General features: G+C 34.1%; 15 protein-coding genes. 1 reads left to right on the forward strand and 14 read right to left on the reverse strand.

The window, feature by feature from the left end:
- Positions 1 to 465: 465 nt before the first annotated feature.
- From CBP76_RS01625 to CBP76_RS01650, 6 genes are all read right to left on the reverse strand, one after another.
- Positions 466 to 2,532: an LTA synthase family protein gene (locus CBP76_RS01625; RefSeq protein WP_102195187.1), complete on the reverse strand. Its 2,067-nt coding sequence runs from the start codon at positions 2,530 to 2,532 to the stop codon at positions 466 to 468.
- Positions 2,532 to 3,575, reverse strand: a complete 1,044-nt coding sequence (locus tag CBP76_RS01630) for a lysylphosphatidylglycerol synthase transmembrane domain-containing protein (RefSeq protein ID WP_102195188.1) — start codon at positions 3,573 to 3,575, stop codon at positions 2,532 to 2,534. Before CBP76_RS01630 ends, CBP76_RS01625 begins: the two co-directional genes overlap by 1 nt.
- Entirely contained in the window at positions 3,575 to 4,609 is a 1,035-nt protein-coding gene (locus tag CBP76_RS01635; RefSeq protein ID WP_102195189.1) for a glycosyltransferase family 4 protein, read from the reverse strand. Before CBP76_RS01635 ends, CBP76_RS01630 begins: the two co-directional genes overlap by 1 nt.
- On the reverse strand, positions 4,602 to 5,801 hold the full coding sequence (locus tag CBP76_RS01640) for a glycosyltransferase family 4 protein (RefSeq protein WP_102195190.1): 1,200 nt from the start codon (positions 5,799 to 5,801) through the stop codon (positions 4,602 to 4,604). Before CBP76_RS01640 ends, CBP76_RS01635 begins: the two co-directional genes overlap by 8 nt.
- A gap of 77 nt (positions 5,802 to 5,878) precedes the next feature.
- Positions 5,879 to 6,373 (reverse strand): QueT transporter family protein, encoded by a 495-nt coding sequence (locus CBP76_RS01645; RefSeq protein WP_102195191.1) that lies wholly within the window; start codon positions 6,371 to 6,373, stop codon positions 5,879 to 5,881.
- Positions 6,374 to 6,526: 153 nt separating this feature from the next.
- Positions 6,527 to 7,171 carry a deoxynucleoside kinase gene (locus tag CBP76_RS01650; protein ID WP_102195291.1) on the reverse strand — a complete coding sequence of 215 codons (645 nt, stop codon included), beginning with the start codon at positions 7,169 to 7,171 and terminating at the stop codon, positions 6,527 to 6,529.
- A 256-nt stretch (positions 7,172 to 7,427) separates the two neighbouring features.
- Here CBP76_RS01650 and CBP76_RS01655 point away from each other — a divergent pair, with 256 nt between their 5' ends.
- The gene (locus CBP76_RS01655) at positions 7,428 to 9,683 is read left to right on the forward strand and encodes a SpaA isopeptide-forming pilin-related protein (protein WP_102195192.1); all 2,256 of its coding nucleotides are present in this window, start codon (positions 7,428 to 7,430) and stop codon (positions 9,681 to 9,683) included.
- A gap of 56 nt (positions 9,684 to 9,739) precedes the next feature.
- On the opposite strand, the gene CBP76_RS01660 is transcribed toward CBP76_RS01655, so the two are convergent.
- The 8 genes from CBP76_RS01660 to CBP76_RS01695 form a co-directional block, all read right to left on the reverse strand.
- Positions 9,740 to 11,539, reverse strand: coding sequence for a DUF2207 domain-containing protein (locus CBP76_RS01660; RefSeq protein WP_166667143.1), 1,800 nt, complete (start codon positions 11,537 to 11,539; stop codon positions 9,740 to 9,742).
- Between the two features lie 128 nt (positions 11,540 to 11,667).
- Positions 11,668 to 13,461 carry a DUF2207 domain-containing protein gene (locus CBP76_RS01665; RefSeq protein ID WP_102195194.1) on the reverse strand — a complete coding sequence of 598 codons (1,794 nt, stop codon included), beginning with the start codon at positions 13,459 to 13,461 and terminating at the stop codon, positions 11,668 to 11,670.
- A gap of 99 nt (positions 13,462 to 13,560) precedes the next feature.
- Positions 13,561 to 14,037, reverse strand: a complete 477-nt coding sequence (gene smpB, locus CBP76_RS01670; protein ID WP_166667151.1) for an SsrA-binding protein SmpB — start codon at positions 14,035 to 14,037, stop codon at positions 13,561 to 13,563.
- Entirely contained in the window at positions 14,037 to 16,358 is a 2,322-nt protein-coding gene (rnr, locus tag CBP76_RS01675) for a ribonuclease R (protein WP_102195196.1), read from the reverse strand. Before rnr ends, smpB begins: the two co-directional genes overlap by 1 nt.
- Positions 16,359 to 16,366: 8 nt before the next feature.
- Complete coding sequence (locus tag CBP76_RS01680; protein WP_102195197.1) at positions 16,367 to 17,104, reverse strand: alpha/beta hydrolase; 738 nt, start codon at positions 17,102 to 17,104, stop codon at positions 16,367 to 16,369.
- Positions 17,105 to 17,159: 55 nt separating this feature from the next.
- Positions 17,160 to 17,396, reverse strand: coding sequence for a preprotein translocase subunit SecG (secG, locus tag CBP76_RS01685; protein WP_102195198.1), 237 nt, complete (start codon positions 17,394 to 17,396; stop codon positions 17,160 to 17,162).
- A 73-nt stretch (positions 17,397 to 17,469) separates the two neighbouring features.
- Positions 17,470 to 19,005 carry a ClC family H(+)/Cl(-) exchange transporter gene (locus CBP76_RS01690; RefSeq protein ID WP_102195199.1) on the reverse strand — a complete coding sequence of 512 codons (1,536 nt, stop codon included), beginning with the start codon at positions 19,003 to 19,005 and terminating at the stop codon, positions 17,470 to 17,472.
- Between the two features lie 15 nt (positions 19,006 to 19,020).
- Entirely contained in the window at positions 19,021 to 20,079 is a 1,059-nt protein-coding gene (locus CBP76_RS01695) for an oxidoreductase (protein ID WP_102195200.1), read from the reverse strand.
- Positions 20,080 to 20,116: the final 37 nt, after the last annotated feature.

A 20,116-nucleotide genomic window follows, 5' to 3' on the forward strand; every position in this document is an offset into this window, starting at 1 on the left:
ATAGTGTTAAAACTTTGTTCAGTTTTCAAAGGTCTACCAGCTGATTAAGCGCTTACGCTCATCAGCGACTTAATTATTTTATCAAGGAGACAAGTTGATGTCAAGAACTTTTTAAAATAATTTTTCTAACAACTTATCAATAAAACAGATAAGTTGTTAGATGTCATCTCAACAGACAACTTAATTATCTTACCGAAGATGCAAGATCAAGTCAAGCATTTCTTTAAAATAATTTGGAATCAACAGCCAAGCGATAAAGCTTGAAAGCGTTGATGCCATTGCTCTGTCGCAACAACAAGATATATATTACCAATTAGCAAAGAGGTGTGCAACCCTTTTTTACAAAAAAGTTCATTTTTTTATAAAAAAGATCAATTAACATTGTCATCCTCCCTTTAAGATACTACTTTCAATGTTTATTCAGACAAAAAAAGTATCAGAAGCAGATTGCCTCTGATACTTTAATTACTTGTTAGAGCTTAATTCTGGGGCATCAGTTTGATATAGATCCACCATTGACTTGTTATCATTCTGAGCCAATAAACTAGTTCCATTCTTCTTCTGTGCTTTCTTAAGTTCTTTTAGAGCCCTTTCTTTCTTATATGAATAGTCTTTTTTATTTACAGTAGTGAAACCAGGTAATTTATGGAATCTCAAAAGATCACCATTGATAACTCGATCAGATAATGATAATTCTGTTGTAACCTTATTGGATAATTTCTCCTTCTCCGCATTTGAGATACTCTTATCCACTTTCCCGGTCTTAGTATTGTAGTATGTACTTCCGACCTTAGTTACCTTAGGTGTTACAAAATTACCGTTTCTAAATGCCACAACTTGCGAGTGTTCACTTGATAGTAAATCACTACCAAACTGAATACTATTTTTGTCACTAATACCGAGTAAGTTCAATAATGTTGGGAGAACATCAATTTCGCCACCATAAGTATGGTTAATGCCTCCCTTTAAACCATCCATATGAATCATGAATGGTACTCGCTGATACTGTGCATCATTGAAATCATTAAAGCCCTTTATTCCAGTTAATTTAGCCATAGCCTTTTTATGGTTATTAGAAATACCATAGTGATCACCATAAAGAACTACCATACTGTTCTTATCCAAACCAGTCTCTTTTAACCATGCCATAAATTCACCAATCGACTGATCCAAATAATGTGCTGTTTGAACATAACCATCAACAGTTTTATCTCCAGTATCAGTTTTTTCAATGGATTGATTCTTTTTATCTAGAGTATATGGATAATGGTTAGTTACGGTAATCAGTTTTGCATAGAATGGTTGTGGTAATTGCTCAATATACTTAGTTGAATCCTTCAAGAAAATCTTATCTTTCATACCATAACCAACGTTATAACTCTTCTTTTGCTTATAATAATTAGAACTAAAGAAGTAATCATAACCCCATGATTTATAAGCATTGTCACGGTTCCAGAAACTTGGTACATCTCCATGGAACGAAGCAGTAGTATATCCAGCCTCTTGACTTAAAATTGCAGGTGCAGCTTGGAAGGTATTAGTTGTACCATCGGTAACCATTGCTGACCCTTCTGGTAAACCAAATAGTGAATTTTCAAGCATCAGCTCGGCATCAGCAGTCTTACCCTGGCCAACTTGATTGAAGAAATTGTCAAAACTGATCGTATCATCTTCATGATAAATCTTGTTCAAGTTAGGTGTAACCTCTTCACCTTGCCACTTATAATCAATCATAAACTGTTGCAAACTTTCCAAATGAATAACAAAGACATTTTTTCCCTTTGCCACTCCAGTATATTCAACATTAGGTTGAACATAATTATTCTTCATGTATTTCTCGATTGAATCAATGTCTGAACTCTTTGCTTGCGATTTAACAGCATTAGTCTTGGTTGTTTTAACAACATCATAAATATTGAAAACATTTAGTCCCAAATATTTAACAATATAATTGTTATCAAAAGTTCTTGTTAACAATTGTGAACGATCGCTTTCTGCCAATGTAAGATTAGCACCAAACAAAAGCACCGCTAAAGAACTGATAAGCACCGGGACCTTCCAATTAAGACGTTTAACATCCATCTTAATAACATGAAATGCTAACAAGAGAATCAAAATAATAACATCGGCAAAAACCAAGAAATCAGTTGGCTTCAAAATTCCCATAATACTTTTACCAAGATTATTTGAAACCGAACCCGAGCCCTTGATCAAAACCATAGTTAAAAAGTCTGAGAACTCACGATAATACAAGATATTTGAGAATAACCAGACAGTGTCCAAGAAATCAATAATCAAAAGGAAGATATAAGACTTTCTTCCTTTCATATATAATGAAATACCAAACAAAAGCAGCATAACTGGTATCGGATTGATAATCATCAAAAAGGTTTGAATTGAACCCTTAACACCTAAATTAAACTTAGTTTCATAAGCATAAACGGTTTTAATGGTATATAAAAATACTGCTAGGAGTACGAATCCTAGCCTAGTATTTAAAAAATTGGAAATACTTTTAGTAATACGCTTCATTATTTTCGCTCCATAGATTTATTAGCAAATTGTTGTTCAATTTTTGGTTTCTTCGAAACAGCAATAATCCCTAAGAACATCCCCAAATAATACGTAATAAATCTCCATAAAAACATACCCAAAATTAGTCCTGAAGGAGAAGGTATAAATCCAGCAAATAAAGTCTTAAAACTGAATTCTGCCCCACCTGATCCACCAGGGATTGGGAAGATCGAGACAATCATTACAATCATAATATGCATGACTAAAACATCAAGAATATTAACATGATCACAATTCAATGCCAGTAATACAAAGTAGACTACGAAATAATATAAAAATAGTTGAACGATTGTTAGTAATGAAGCTTTAATAACTTTCTTCTTCTCTTGCTTCAAAACTAAACTCTCTTTGTAAAAACTATCAATACTGTTCATAGCTGACTGTAAAATTTTATCACGTTTTTCCTCTTTAAGAAAAAATAAAACCGGTTTCAAAACGATTTGTACCATTTTTTTTGTGAAATCATAATAATACATGATCATTAACAAGAAAGAAATAGTAACAACATGAATGACCATTCCAAAGACAATCAAAGTTGCTAGTCCTGAAAAATGCTTAGCAACACTATTAAAACTAACCAACATTGCAATAATGAAGTTAACTAAAACCATTGCCTGATAAATGACAAATTTCATCAATAAGACCGAACTCGCACGTCCACCATCAATCTTAGATTGCATGAGTCCCACCAGTTGAGCAGGTTGACCACCCGATGAGAAAGGAGTTATTGCATTAAACAAAGCCTGAATTAATGGAATTCGATACATTTCCCACCAACCAAACTTTCGATCTTCCTTTTTTTTCAAAAGCGTATGCAAAACCATTGCTTCTACGCCATACGACAACAATATTGACAAAAATGCTACCGCCAGCCAGAAGTAATTCATATTCTTAAAAGTTGAAACTAAAGAATTAAAATCAATATTTCTGGCTTCCCACCAAAAAATACCTATTCCTAATCCCAGCATTACAAAAAGTGCTGTTATTTGTTTTCTACTCATTATTTATCCCGTTTAGCAATTTTATATTGATCCATATAGAACTCATACCAAATCTTACTCAAATTATCTTCTGAATATTGATTGGTTGCTTCTTGCGATTTCTTTTTAAAATTATCCAAAATAGAACGATCTTGATTCGCTTTATTAATAAAAGCATTCATATCAGCAAAACCTTCTGCCCTTTGATAATATCCATCGATAATTGCACGATATAATTCCAAATCCCTTAATAACACCGGTGCACCACAACTAAAGGCTTCTAGAACAGACATTGGAAATAATTCATCATATGAAGGTAATAGGAACAAATTACAAATATTATAGTAATTTACCAAATCATTTCGATCAACAATTCCAGTAAACTTCATATTACTAGGTGCATTATCAATCATGTCCTTGTATCGGTCATATCCATCAGTGATTTTTCCAAAAGAAAATCCACCTGCCCAGATAAATTCGATATCAGGATTAGTTTGAGCCAGTTTATAAAAGTCATCTACGCCCTTACGTTCCTGAACCTGACCATCACCAAAAACAACAAACTTATCTTCAGGGATTCCCAATTTTTTACGGAAATCAGCTTTTTCCTCAGCAGTTTTCTCATAAAAATTGTCAGTCGATACGAAATTAGGAATATATTTAATTTTATTTCGATCTAATCCGTGTTTGACCAACTTATCAATAAAGGTTGGATTAACAACAACGATTTGATCCATTCGTTTATAGAAACTAATCACATATTTATAAAATACGCTCTTTGCCGGTTCAGGTAATTTAATACTACCCTCAAGAGTCTCTGGTAAGAAATGAACATAACCAATCTTACGACCACGCTTCTTGGAAAATGTGGACAAGTAAAATTGAGGATCAATCGTATGATAATGACTCAAATCGCTTTGATGATAATCGTTTATTTTCACATCAAATTCATCACTAAAATGATCCTTCAATAAATTGATCAGTTCTTTATAAGCACTACCAACACCTTGTCCTGCCACTTTATCTGCGGACGAAAACATATTAATTTTAATCATTTGAATACTCCTCTGGATCTATTGATGAATCTGACAGTTTCTCTTTAACAAAGTAATCTTCAGCATGACGATAAAAATCAAGAATCGAATTACCAAATCCATCAGACGAAATACCATATAGAACTTTTTGTCTAGCTTCACGATCATCAAAAGAATTAGGATGATCCAAATAAGTTTTAATTTTTGGTACTAATTGATCATCTTCACTGAATGTTACACCAACCGAAGGATCAGTCAACAAAGCATCCGTATAAGGAGCACTTCTTACAACAATCTTTGTTCCAGAGGCAATTGCCTCTATATAAGTTAATCCTTGAGATTCAGTATCACTTGATGATACAAAAAGATTAGCCATATGGTAATAAGGTGATATTTGATCATGTTCAATTTCACCTGTAAAAATAACATTATTACTGATGCCAAGATCCTTGCTCATTTGAACCAATTCGTCCATATCCGGACCATCACCACAGATAACTAACATGATTTTAGGATTATAATCCAATAACTCCGGCATTGACTTTAACATATGATCAATTTTTTTCTCTAAAGCAATTCGACTAAGCATCAAGATAACTGGAGTATCCTCATCAATACCAAGTTTTTCACGGACAGCCGATGCATTAACCGGTTTCGTATACTCAGATAAATCTACTCCAGTAGGGATAATCGAAATGGGTGTCTTAATTCCATAACGATCCATAGTTTCCTTAACTTGTTTACTTGGAGCAACAACCCCAGAAGCATTTTTCAAAAATAATTTAGTCATCTGTTTAACATGATATGGCTTCAATAAATGACCATTTAAAACGTAATGCAAATAATCTTCATACATTGTGTGATATGTGTGAACAAATGGAATCTTAAGTTGCTTAGCAACAAATTTACCAATCATACCAAGTGAAAACTCGGTCTGTGTATGAATAATATCCAATTTTAATTCCTTAGCTAAATCAACCGCATGAAACATTCCACGAATAGCAATTCTTCTATCAGTAAATGAGATAAAAGGTACACTAGTCAAACGAAAAATGTTTGGTTCAATCGTGTTCTTAGGGACATTAGGATCAGTTGTTGTAAAGATATAAACTGAATGTCCTTTTCTCTCTAAGTCATTTTTCAATGTCTGGATTGATGTAGCTACCCCACTAACTTGAGGGAAGTATGTATCGGTAAAAATTCCGATATTCATATAAACACATCTCCTCACAATACTTTATAAAGTAGATTATAACAAAAAAAAGAAGGAATCACTTCCTTCTTCTCTGTCTAGTTTATTAATTTACGGAAATTTTGATTTTTCATCAAGAAATAAAAAATTACAGCTCCAATAGCAACAACCACTAATTCGCCAAACCCAACCGTTATCAGATTCAACCAGAATGGCAATTTAAGCACAAAGTGTAATTCCGCTCCAACGATAATTCCGTTTACCACCGCACAGATAACTGGTACTGTCCAAAGTAAACTATTTTTTTTAGGAATTTGTGTAATGATCAAACAAGCAATCGCTGTTGCTAGTGTTCCTAACACAATATCATACATTCCAAGTTGAGCACTGAAAAGATTGGAAATAAAACATCCAATAATCAATGACCAGCTATATTTATGATCGAAAAATGGCAATAACATTAAAATCTCAGAAACTCGAAATTGAATTTGACCATAAGAAAATGCTGAAATTCCTGGAGCTATAGTAATTGCAACATAAAGTGCTGCAATTAATGCTAATTTGGTAATATCCCTTACTTTTAAATCATTCAAAATAAATCCTCCACTGTTTTAATTAAGCAGGTTAATCAGTGTAAACTGCCTTTAATAGGTTATCTTATTTTGAGTTTACTATCAAGTGAAGAAAATTTTTCAATTAAAAAATGCTAGATCTGCACCATTGCATCCTAGCATTTATATATATTCTTAGTCTAATGTTCCTCTAACGCGTAATTGTTCATCGATCAAATCCAAAACTTTTTGACGATCTTCTGGATTTTCAACAAAATCATATTTATCACCATCAATTTTCATTTTAGGACTGTAATCGTAATCATCATACCAACCATCATAACGTGCTAATAGTTGTTGATAATATTCTGGTAATGTTGGATCTTGTTCTGGCTGTTCATATGAACGACCACGCTTTTCAATACGATGAAGCATTGTATCATAAGATATATCCAAGTGAACTAGCAAATCTGGGGCCTTCTTGGCGGCAGCATATGGTAATTCTTGCATCATATTGTCTAGTAATTCATCGTAAACCTTAACCTCTTGTGGAGTGGCTCTTCCCATATCTGCATTCATATGGAAAAATAGTGAATCTTCATAGATAGAACGATCCAAAACATTATTATCTTGTACCATAGCTTTCTTGATTGATTCAAAACGTTTGTTCAAGAAGTAGATTTGTAGTAAAAATGCATACTTCTTAGGATCTTTATAAAATAATGGCAAAACGGGATTGTTATCAACCTGTTCATAGAAAGCTTCTGTTCCTAAATGTTCTGATAAAACTGTTGCCAATGAACTCTTTCCGGCACCAATTGCACCGCTCAATACGATCATCATTATTCTCCTCCATACCTCATTTAATTCTCTTAATTTGTAAAAAACAACATTTCTTATAATATCACTTCTATTCTATATATTGTATAGATTTCATTAATTTCACAAGATATAGTATTTAAATTTGATATAAACTTCCTATTAGTAGGCTTTCAAAAAGATAATTAATTTATTGATAAATTTCTCATATCTACTGTTTTAAATATAACATTATTCTATAATTAGATAGTATTCAATTATAGGAAGGGGAAATAATATGGGGAATAAATTACGCAATTTTTTGGTCACTTTTGTAGCTGCCTTCGGATTAGTAGTTTTAATGTTTTCATTTAACACTGATAATGTTAAAGCTGCCGATTATGATAGTAGCGATATGGTAACTAGTGGTGCTATTAATAATCAAGACAAAGATTATAGTTATAGTAGTGATGTCGGTCTTACTTATACGTACGATAGCAGTCACCTAAGTCCTAATAAATTGCAAAGTGGAGATACCTTGACAATTAACTTACCTGATGAGTTAGTTTTCAAGCAAAATGGGACTTTTGATATTACCAATAATGATGGAGTAGTAATTGGTACAGCTGTTGAAAGCCCAGATAAAGAATTAAAGATCACTTTTAATGATGCAGTCAATGACTTAGATCATGTTAGTGGAACCATTAACTTAGACAGTAATGTTAGGGTTGATAAAAATACTTCTGTCGGTTCACATGAGGTTGATTTTCCAACCGTAAATGGTAACCAAACTAGTACGTTGAACGTCAGACCATCTAGTAGCAGTGATATTACTAAAAAAGGTGTTTTAGGTACTGATGCCAATGGTAATGCAATTGTTACTTGGACTATTCTCGTTAACCGTAACGAGCTTAATCTAAATACTCTTACAGTTAATGATATTATGTCTGATCCTAATCTTGATGTTGATTGGGATTCTCTAGTTGTTCGTGAAGCAACCTGGAAAAACAAAGATACTGGTGTTTACAGTAAAGGTAGCGTGGTGAACAACTATACTACTAGTCAAAACTCTGATGGTAGTTTTTCACTAAACTTTGATAGTCCTGTTGGAGCACAAATGTATGCCATCAGTTTTGAGTCTAAACTAAAAGATCAAAGTCAGGCATCTGATGGAACGGTCTTCAAAAACAAAGCTAGTATGAATGCAACATTTACTGGCAATGGTGGATCAGGTGGTGAACTAAATGGCAGCGCCTCGGCTAACGTATCTGGCAACTCAAACTCTGGTAATGGTAGTGGAAATCTTTTAGGATCAGTAATTTTAACTAAAAAGGATGCCAATAATGAAACTACTCTCCTACCAGGAGCCAAATATAGTCTCTATAAAAAAGACTCTGGTTCTGATACATTAGTGGTTTCAGATTTAACAACAGATGCCAATGGTCAAATCAGTTACGATAAACTATCTGCTGGGGACTATTACTTTGTTGAAACAACTCCTCCTGATGGTTATCAAAGCAATACCAACCAAGTTCCATTCACAATAACTGGTCAAACAACTGAGGCTGTTGACGTTACTGCAATGGACGAACCTGTGGAATCAAAAGAAGGTTCAATTCTACTTGAAAAAGTTGATTCAGCAACTGGCTGGCGTTTACCTGGAGCTGTCTTCACAGTTAAAAATACTGACACTAATGAAATACATACTGTAACAACTGATCAATTAGGTTTTGGTTACTTATACAATTTACCTTATGGTAATTACGAACTAGTAGAAACTAAGGCTCCTGATGGTTATATTGCAAACAATCATAAAGTTACCTTTACTATTGGTGACGGTGACACAACTCCAGCTATCATTTCTATTTCAAATGAAAAAATTGATGGAAATGATGGAGGTGAAGAAGACGATGATGACACTTTCAATGCTTTTATGATCAAATACGATGCTGATGAGAAGGAAAAAATCGGTGTACCTGGCGCTGAATATACTTTATATACCGAAGATGGAAAACCACTTTCAGTGTATACAACCAACGAATATGGCGTTATTCAAGCTGATAATCTTAAACCTGGAACATACTATTTCTTAGAAACTAAAGCCCCAGAAGGTTATGAATTGAATCCCGATAAGCTGTACTTTACTATCACTGACAAAGATGTTAGTTTCCATGAGGAAGATGACCTAGTTACATCTGATCCTAAGAAAACAACAGGCGGTGGCTCTGGTGGCGGTACTGAAGAACCTGGTTCTGAAAAACCTGATCCTGAAGAGCCAAATACTGAAGAACCCGGTACTGACGTTGATGGTAATGAAGATAACGGTGGTGGTATTATAGTTGATCCAGAAAACCCTGGCTCAAACAATAATAGCTCTGACGGTGGAATCATCACTAACCCTATAAATCCTGGTAACTCTAACAATGGTTTATCAACTGGTAATAAAAACTCAAGTACACTTCCACAAACAGGTGAAAAATCTGGTATTATTGCAAGTTTACTTGGCTTAATCGTTCTTTTTGGAACACTCTATTTCAAGCGTCGTAACGCTTAATTTACTGTATAAAAATAGACTGAGAAAAATTCTCAGCCTATTTTTTTTATTCACTCTTAAAAGGCTCCACCAGAGCCTCCACCAAAACCGCCAGATGAACCACCAGTAAATCCACCTGAACCACCAGAAATACTAGAACTGCTGCCTGCTCCACTCGTCAATGCACTAGTAAATGATGACTGAAAACTGCTTGCTCCAGAACTAATAAAGCTATTAGCACCAAAATAAAACGGTACTATTAATGATTGATTAATTTCTTCAGTACTAAAGTTGATCTTTAAAGCTTTAATTACTTTATCAGAAACACCAAAAACAACTGCATAAGGCAGAAATTGTTCCCAGAGAATTAAATCTCCAACCTCGGCCATCTTAATATCATCAATATCTTTTAGCATCCTTTTAAAAGCCAAAATTTGATTAACTTCTTCTTCTCCCAAATCAGAATAAGGAGTAATTTTTTTCTTGGCCCCTATCCAAATCAACCAAGAAATAGATATTAATACTGCTAAGACAACTGCCGTCAACAAAACATTTCTATTAAAAATCAAAGAAATAACGAAGATAACCGCTGAAATAATAGAAATTGCGATTGCCATAAATCGAAAATCATCCACAATATCGATATTCTCTTGATCAAAATATTTCTTTCGCCCCTTAGCAGCATTCTTCGACCACTTATCAAACTCTTGATTTAATTTCTTTCGTTTAAAACTTTGTCCAGCACTTTTAATCTGACGTAAATTAACCTTTTTTCCGTCACCAATTTCTTCAATCAGATATTTAAAGAATGAATTGCTAGGTTCTTTTAAAGCAATTATTTCATAGGTAGAACCAAATTTTTCGATTTTCATTCGCCTTTTACCAACTTCAACTAATAAATCGGCTGTTAACCCCAGACTATCTGCTTTATCTGAACGATCCAATAAAATTTTAGTAAAACTAGGTAAAAATCTTGGTTCATTAAAACTATGATACAACGGCGTAGGAATAATATGTTTATTTCCACGATTCTTTAAAAATCCAACTAATCTAACTAAATAAATTATCATTAAAACTAATGCACCAAAAATCATTAACGAACGATAAATCCAAATTCTTCTTTTACGACTAGCATTAGCATTCAATACCAATTGTTTTTCTTGGTTCAAAATCTTAGATTTTTTATCTTTATTAATAACATTCGGATTATCACTAGTTACGTCAGTTGGAAATATCATATGAGTTTCAACATGATCATGAGCAGGAATGATCCCTAAAGTCATAACAACTCGAGCTTTCTTTTGATCGACCTTAGTATAACCAGATAATGGACCATGTGACCATGCTTTTAATTCAGGAATATTTCTTTGGGGTAAATTGATTGCTATTTTTACATTATGCAAGTTTTTATCCCAGCCTTGATTAATAACTAGCCAATTTAATTCAGCGGTGTCTCGATAATTAGTTACCATTCCTAATAACCGATATTTATAAACAAAAGTCAGATTATCATTTGAAGTAGTGTGATAAACTTTTAGTTTCATTAAGTTATTAGTTCTATTCACTTTGAAGGTATTATTTTGCCCTGAATCATTAGGCATCAGCTTAGTAGTCTGTTTACCTTTTTTTATGTAAACCTCTGGATCAGTTGCTCCTTTGCTACCTTTAATACTCTGATTGTAATATACTCCGTGAAAATCTCCATTAAATTGATAATCTATTTTTTGTGTTAATTCAATATCTCCGTTTTTTTGAATATCAGCTTTAATATTATATTTTTCAATCTGGTAGTTCCCACTTGCTTTAACAATTGTTGGAAACTGGAAAAATAAAAATATTCCTAAACAAATGAACATAGTTTCCAATATTTTTCTCATCATATTCTCCCCAAAACATATTAAACATAGTTTATCATACTTAAATTTCCCCTCTTAACAGCAAAACACAAATCCAATTATCATTTCTCAGTGATATTTAGATTTGTGTTTTTATCTAACTAAATTTACTAAAAGGCGCCACCAGAACCGCCACCGAAGCCTCCAGATGAACCGCCTGAAAATCCACCTGATCCTCCTGAGATACTTGATGAACCGCCAGCACCCAAAGCTCCAACAAATGACGATTGGAAACCACTGCTAGTTGAAGCAAAGAAACCACTCATACCAAAATAATATGGCAAAACTGCCGATTGTTTTATTTCATCAGCACTAAAATTAACTTTCAAAGCACGGATAACATTATCAGATATGCCGAATGCCACTGCATATGGAATAAATTGTTCCCAAAGAACTATATCTCCTACTTCGGCTAATTTAATATCATCAATATCTGTTAACATCCGTTTAAAGGCTCGAATCTGATTAACTTCAATTTCACCTTGCTCAGTATATGAGGTTATTTTCTTATTCATAATCCAATATATTACCCAAACGATCATAGCCAAAGAAAATAGTGATAACCCTGTATAAACAGTAAACCTAGCAAATAACATTTCAATAATTATCAAAATGAAAATTATAATATCGGATGCGATGGCAGCCGACCTAAAACTATCCAATATACTTATATTATGACTATCAAGATATTTATCACTGCCCTTGGCAGCATCCTCAGCCCATGTATCAAAATTCTTTTCAAGTTGAGACTCATCATCAGTCTTTTCTCTAGCCGCAGTACGGATCTGCTTTAAAGTAACTTTCTTTCCATTACCAACTTCCTCAATCAAATACTTAAAAAATTTATTAGTTGGTGGTACCAATGCCTCAATTTCGTAATTCTTCCCAACCTTTTCAATTTTCATATGTCGTTTGCCAACCTCATCCATCAGATCGGCGGTTAAAGCCTGACTATCTGCCTTAGTTGCTTTATCTAAAATGACTTTGGTCAAACTAGGCAAGAACTTAGGAACATCAAAACTATGATATAAAGGTGTGGGAATATCATGTTTATCAACTGGATCATTATGTAATTTAATGAACTTGATTAAATAAATAAGTACTATTATTGCTAAACCTAGAACTATTAAAATGCGATAAATCCATATACTCTTTTGACGACTAGCATTAGCCTCTTGCGCGTATGCTCTCTCTTGTTTTTGAATATTATGTTTATTATTCTTATTGATCTTATTAGGATTAGTAGCAACAATTGTAATTGGAAACAATAAATGCGTCTCAACAAACTTATTTGCCTGTAATTCGGAAACAGTCGCAGTAACTCGGCCATCTTTTCGATCAACTTTCGTTGAACCATCAAGTGGGCCATGTACCCAAGCCTGTAATTGAGGAACATTTTCTTGAGGTAAATTAATTGTAATTTTAACATCTTGTAAAGGATTATCCCAATTATCAATCGGACGCCAATTTAATTCAGCAGTATCCAAATAATTAGTAATTAATCCACGCAAACGATACTTATAGATAAAGGTCTCATTACCTGATTCTGTGCTGTGATAAACTTTAATTCCCATATTTTTTTTAGTTTTAGTTAGTTTAAAAGTCTCATTTTTACCAGAGTTGCTCTCTTTTAAATGATTTATTGAATATCCTGTATCAACCATAACCTGAGGTTTCGTAACATCGGCTACCTTATTCAAACTTTGATTATAGTAGACTCCTTGAAAATCTCCATCAAATTGATAATTGAGCCTTTGTGTAACATCGATATCACCGTTCTTTTGAATATTAGCCGTAATATGATAATGTTCAATCTTGAAGCTTCTAGCGGCATTAACAGTTGTCGTTTGAAAAAAAAATATAAGTCCAAAAACTATCCAGATAACTCCCCATAACTTTTTCATTTTTTTACCCCAAATATATGTGTCTTTATGTTCATTTTATCACAACAGAAATCATTTCCTATTTAATTGAGTATACAAAAAAAGCGATCATCAGAAAGATTAATACGCATTCTTTAGAACACGTTGAATCTCTCTTTCTTGATCGCGTTTTTTAATTGTTTCACGTTTATCGTATTGCTTTTTACCTTCAGCTACGCCAATTAATACTTTAGCAAAACCATGTTTCAAATAAACTTTTAAAGGTACAACTGTAATACCCTTCTCTTGAATACTTGAGGTAATCTTGCGAATTTCTTTCTTATGCAAAAGTAATTTTCGATTGCGTAATGGATCGTGATTAAAAATATTTCCTTGATCGTAAATGCTAATATTAACATTTTCCAACCAAAGTTCACCATTCCTGGCCTGTACGAAACCATCTTTGATATTCATTTTACTTGCACGAACCGACTTAATTTCAGTTCCCGTTAAAGAAATACCCGCCTCATAAGTTTCTAAAATATTATAATCATGACGAGCTTTACGATTATTAGCTACTTCATTAGGAGCTTTTGTATGATGTTTCTTCAAAAGAATCACCGTCTTTCGTATTTACCACGTCTCTTATGGTTTTTATCTCCATGATCCTTATCATTGTGGCGACCATGACCACCACGTCCACGGCCATGTTGCATTGAACGTTTCTTCTTAAATTCTGCTTCACGTTTATCGGCTTGTTCTTGTTCATCCGGTGTAAGAACACGCTCAAAATCAATTTGACGATGTTCTACATCAGCTCTGATCAATTTTACCTTAATTGGTTGACCAACTTTAAAGGTCTTACCAGTTCCACGGCCATGCATTGACATACTCTTCTCATCGTATTCATAGAAGTCATCCTTCATATTAGAAATATGAATCAAACCTTCAACCGTATTATCAAGTTGAATAAACATTCCAAAACTTGTTACTGAACTAACTACAGCGTCAAAAGTATTTCCAACTTGATCAGCCATATATTCTGTCTTCTTCAAATCATCAACTGCACGTTCTGCATTGATAGAAATTCTTTCACGACCAGAAGTGTGTTCAGCAATATCTTTTAACTTATTGCCCCACTTAGCTTGTTCATCATCTGTAAAGCCATTTTCAGCATAACTGTGAATCATGCGATGAACAGTTAAATCTGGATAACGTCTAATTGGTGATGTGAAATGGGTATAGTATTTTGCGGCCAAGCCAAAGTGACCCAATGGTTCGTCAGAATATCTAGCTTGTTGCAAACTTCTTAACAACATTATTGTAACAACTTGTTCCTCTGGAGTTCCAACAACACTCTGCAAAACATTTTGGAACATCTTTGGAGTAATTTCTTTCAAGTTACCTTTAACCTGTACACCTAAAGCAGCAGCAAATTCAAAGAAATTCTTTACCTTTTCTTCATCAGGCTTCTCATGAACACGGTACAAGAAAGGTACATGCTTGATATTATAATGTTCAGCCACTGTCTCATTAGCTGCTAACATGAATGATTCAATCATCTTTTCAGATGTTCCACGTTCTCTTAGCTTAATATCAATTGGCTTACCATTCTCATCTACAATAATTTGAGCTTCAGTTTCTTCAAAATCAATTGCACCGCGTTCATGACGCTTATTGAAAAGAATCTCATGAAGTTCTGCCATATCCTTTAGCATTGGTACAACTGGAGCATATTCTTCAGTTAATTCAGCATCATCATTCAAGATCTTATTAACATTATTATATGTCATACGATACTTAGATCTAATTACACTAGGATAAATATCATGTTTAACTACATTACCATTATGATCGATTTCCATCTCACAAGTTAATGCTAAACGGTCCTCACCAGGATTCAATGAACAAATACCATTAGACAATCTAAATGGCAACATTGGAATAACTCGATCTACTAGGTAAGTACTTGTCCCACGAGCATAAGCTTCCTCATCAAGCGGTGAACCTTCCTTAACATAGTGAGTTACATCGGCAATATCAACTTCCAAATGATAATTACCATTAGGTAGAATATCTAATCCAACGGCATCATCAAAGTCCTTTGAATCATCCCCATCAATAGTTATAACCATGTTATCAGTTAAATCTCTTCGACCAACACGATCTGAGTCTAAGACATGATCTGGGACTTTCTCAGCTTCTTTTAAAACCTCACTAGGAAATTCTGGATTAATATCATTATCAACCACGATCGACATAATGTCGACACCAGGATCATTCTTATTACCAATAACCTCTAATGCTGTACCTTCCATACTTTGGGGATGTTTAGCATCAGGATATTCATCAATCGATACTTGGACCATGTCTCCTATTTGGGGGTGTAAGCCCTTATCTGAAATAAAGATCATATAAGAAGCAATCTTTTTTTCATGACTTTGAACGTAACCATAATGTCCTGTTTTTTCAACTTGGGCATCACTATACGCATGAAACTCACCAACAGCCTTGGTCAATGAGCGCTCTTCGATTTGAATGATTTCTCCTTCAGGTCCCTTATCAATCCAAGGGTTTGAAGGCTTAGTAATCTTCACTTCAACTGTATCGCCACTAACAGCAAATAATGTATTACTCTTAGCAATAAAAGCATCAGGATCTACTTCATCATATCTAACAAAACCAAATCCTTTATCATTTCCCTTAAAGGTACCTTCCACAACTGTTTCAGGAGAAGCCATTTTGAACTCATCCTTGTTAGTTAAAGTGATTTTACTTTCACCCTCAAGAACAGCTAGTGCCTTAACAACTCGCTTAAAAGCTGAAGCACCATGCATTCTCAAAATGTCTTCAATTTGTTCAGACTTATAGCGACGATCAGGATTACTTCTGAAAACCTCTAATATATCTGCAATTAATTTATTTTCTTTATCTGGCATTTCTTTCCTCAATTATTTTCTAAAAAATTTAACACGTCACTCTGAACTTGATCATGAGCGCGGTTAATAGTCAAAACATGCCCTGCATCATATAAATGTAGCTGTGATGTTTTAACGTCCTCTGCTACAGCTTTAGCAGCATCAGGATCTACCAATTTATCACTCGTACCTTGACCAATAAAATATGGTCGTTTTATTTCAGCTAAATTTTCAGTAACCATGACGGATGACTTTTGTATCTCTGTCAACTTCCCATCTATTTTAGAATTAATCATTCTAATTTTAGAATCAATCTCAAATTCTGTTAGATCCTGTTGAATAGAATACACCTTTTTTGCATAAGTCAAAAAGGCTTGTTTGATTTGGGAAAAATTATTATTATGCAGCGGTGAACCAAACACGCCCCCTGCGTCAATTCTCGATAAATCTTCCAATGCTTTAGTAGCAAAAATTGCACCCAAAGATAATCCAAACACATAAACTTTTGTTTTCTTTTGATCTTTTAAGAACTGGATTGCCTCTTGAGTTTGCTGCCACCATACCTCAGGAGAACCTTGTTCCAAGATATCTAATGGCTCTGATGTTCCATGTCCTGCAAACATTGGTGCGTAAACAGAATAATTATTTCTCTGTAAAAACCTTCCTAACAGACGCATATCATTCGGCGTTCCTGAGAAAGAATGTAACATCAAAACTGCACTGGACCCACTATCAAAGTAGAATGGTTGAGGTTTCAATATTTTCATATTTTACTCCTTATAACAAAAAACCTCCTGAGTAAACATCAGGAGGATTAATCGCTTAGTGAGATGATAAGTATACTAGTACGATTGAAAAAACAAAAAACAATACTAGTAAAACGTAGGTAACCTTAACCATGAAGGCTTCAAAACCACGTTTCTTCTGGTTGCTGAATAGGTCCCCACCACCACCAGATAGTGCATTCAAAGCATCTTGTTGCTTTGTTGGTTGCATTAATACGGCAATGATTATCAAAATGGATACGATTATCAACAATGTTTCGATAATATTATACACCTGTAAAACCTCCGTTCATGGTGTTGAAAGCTGAAATCACTTCTAAAACAATACCATAAAATTAGTCAAATTTCTAGTCAATTCCATCAATCAAATCTTTTAGCTTTCGAAAAACTTTGGCTCGTTGACCAGCATTGACCATACATATCAAACGATCGCCTGCTTTGATCAAAGTATCTCCTCTAGGTATTAATTGACGTTCACCACGATATATTGCCACAACTAAAATTTCTTTAGGAAACGGTATATCACGAATATATTTTCCATCAATTGAACTTCCTTCATAAATAGGCAACTCTAAACGATCATTAAATTTACTGACACGATTTAAAAAATCTGAATTAATATTCAGACGCTCTTTAAGAGCCTCATAGATTGGTGCCCCATTTAACAAATCAACAACAATGTATGCGACTAATGATAATACTGCTAGTGGCATCAAATGTTTGAGTGACCCAACCATCTCCGTAACTAATATAATTGCGGTGAAAGGTGCTTTACCAATACAAGCAAAATACCCTGCCATAGCAAATATAATTAAATTGCTCTCAAAATTTATTGGTAGTAAACCTAATTGATTCATTACAATCGCGTAAATAGCACCTATAATCGCACCTAGATTTAAAATTGGTAAAAAGATTCCTCCAGGTAGACCCGAACCATACGACATCATCGAAAAAACGAATCGTAAAATAAATAAACCTAACATCAATAACAAACTAATTTTATATTGAGCCAAATTGACAATGATTTCATTACCACCACCAATAAACTGGGGAAACATCATCCCCAAAGGAATGATCATCAGCAATGGAATAATTCCCTGAATATAACGTGGTAAACGGGTCAAATTATATATTGAAGGCATAGATAGAGTTGCAATTTGATACAAACGTCCCATCAAGCCAAGAATTATACCTAAAACAATCAAATGCCAATAATATTTAACTGGCAAACTATATCGATATGGAACTTGTAGAACTGGCTGCAAACCAAAAATATACAATGCAATTAGATTAGCACTAACTGAACTAGCCAACGCAGTTATCCAAACCAAGGGGGAAAAATTATGATAAACCTCCTCTAAAACAAACATTGCTCCGGCTATTGGTGCACTAAAAGCAGCTGATAGTCCAGCCGCTGCTCCACTGGCTATTAAAACTCGTTGATTAACTCCCTTATTATCATGGGTCAACTCACCGACACCTTGTCCAACTGCCGCTCCCAATTGAATCGATGGTCCCTCTCGACCAAGAAATAATCCTGGCCCAATACTCATAATTCCTCCGACAAATTTACGCCAAAGAATCGACCACCAATTCATTTGCATTTCTCCACCTAATTGCGCTTCGACCTGTGGAATACCAGACCCTGAAATATTAGGTTCTTTCTTTAAAAGATAGCCAACAAATATAGCCACAATAATCATTAATAAAATTAATCCCACTACTAACAAAATATTAGAACGAGCCGCAATATAAAGTCCCTGAAATATTTTTAATGAATGGGCGATTGACCAGCGAAACATACTGACAATAATTCCAGAAACAATTCCTACTAGAACGCCCTCTAAAGTTAATCTTAATTTCTCATTATCCGTAAATGACATCTTACTCCCCTAATATTACAAATCCAATTTAGGTACATCATAAATTGATGGCGATGGTCGGTAAAAACCTGCCTCCAATAACTCCATATCAGTCAATATTTCTTTGTCTTTAACTAACCTTGCTTGATGATTTACCAAAGTCTGATACACAGAATCGTAATACAAACCATAATCTCCTAATGGGGTCTTAATTTGTTTTTCGACCCAATCTCCATTAGCGTTACGATATTTAGCTATCCCATAATACATTGGACTATCTTCTCCAAAGTTTGCTGTTCCTGGCATAATGCCGGCCTTTAAATCATTTTCTTGTTGGTCAGCACCATACTTGATGAATGATCCATTCATTCCGTGAACAATAAAACGAGGATATTCCTTAGCAACATCAGTACTTACTTTGATCTTTACTTTCATTTTAGTACCATAGTGTAAATCAACATCAAAATAATTATCAACAGCATCAGAGACTTCAGTGTTACGAATATCATAAACCATTTTCGTTGGCCTTCCAAAGATTGCAATCATTCGATCCATTAAATGAATTCCCAATCCGTAGAATTCACCTTGTTCTTTTGTACCCTTGCTAGTAACAGTATTAGGACGATAATAATCAATATGTGACTCAACCTCAACAATATCTCCTAAAAATCCCTGATCGATAACTTGCTTGGCTGCTAAATAGTCGCCGTCAAAACGACGATTTTGATAAGGCATTACTAAAACATGATTTTCTTTTCCTAATTGAATTAATTCCTTTGCATGATCTAACGTATCAACAAAAGGCTTTTCCACAATAACCGATTTTTGGGATTTAATAACTTGTTTAGCCAAATCATAATGGGTTTTAGCTGGCGTACAAATCGTTACCAAATCAATATCCTGATCATTCAAAATATCACTCAGATCGTTAGTGAAATTCACTCCCATGTCAAGATATGGTTTCGCCAATTCTTCGTTGACTGCTCTTCGCGTATAAATAGTTTTCACCTGAAAATTATCTCTAACATTAAGATAGGGCAAATGATAACGATTAGCTGATTTTCCAAATCCAATAAATGCAATTTTTAAGGTCATCCTTAATTCCTCCAACAGTTGATACTATTATTGTACA

Source organism: Companilactobacillus nuruki, assembly GCF_002872255.1.
Classification (GTDB): domain Bacteria; phylum Bacillota; class Bacilli; order Lactobacillales; family Lactobacillaceae; genus Companilactobacillus; species Companilactobacillus nuruki.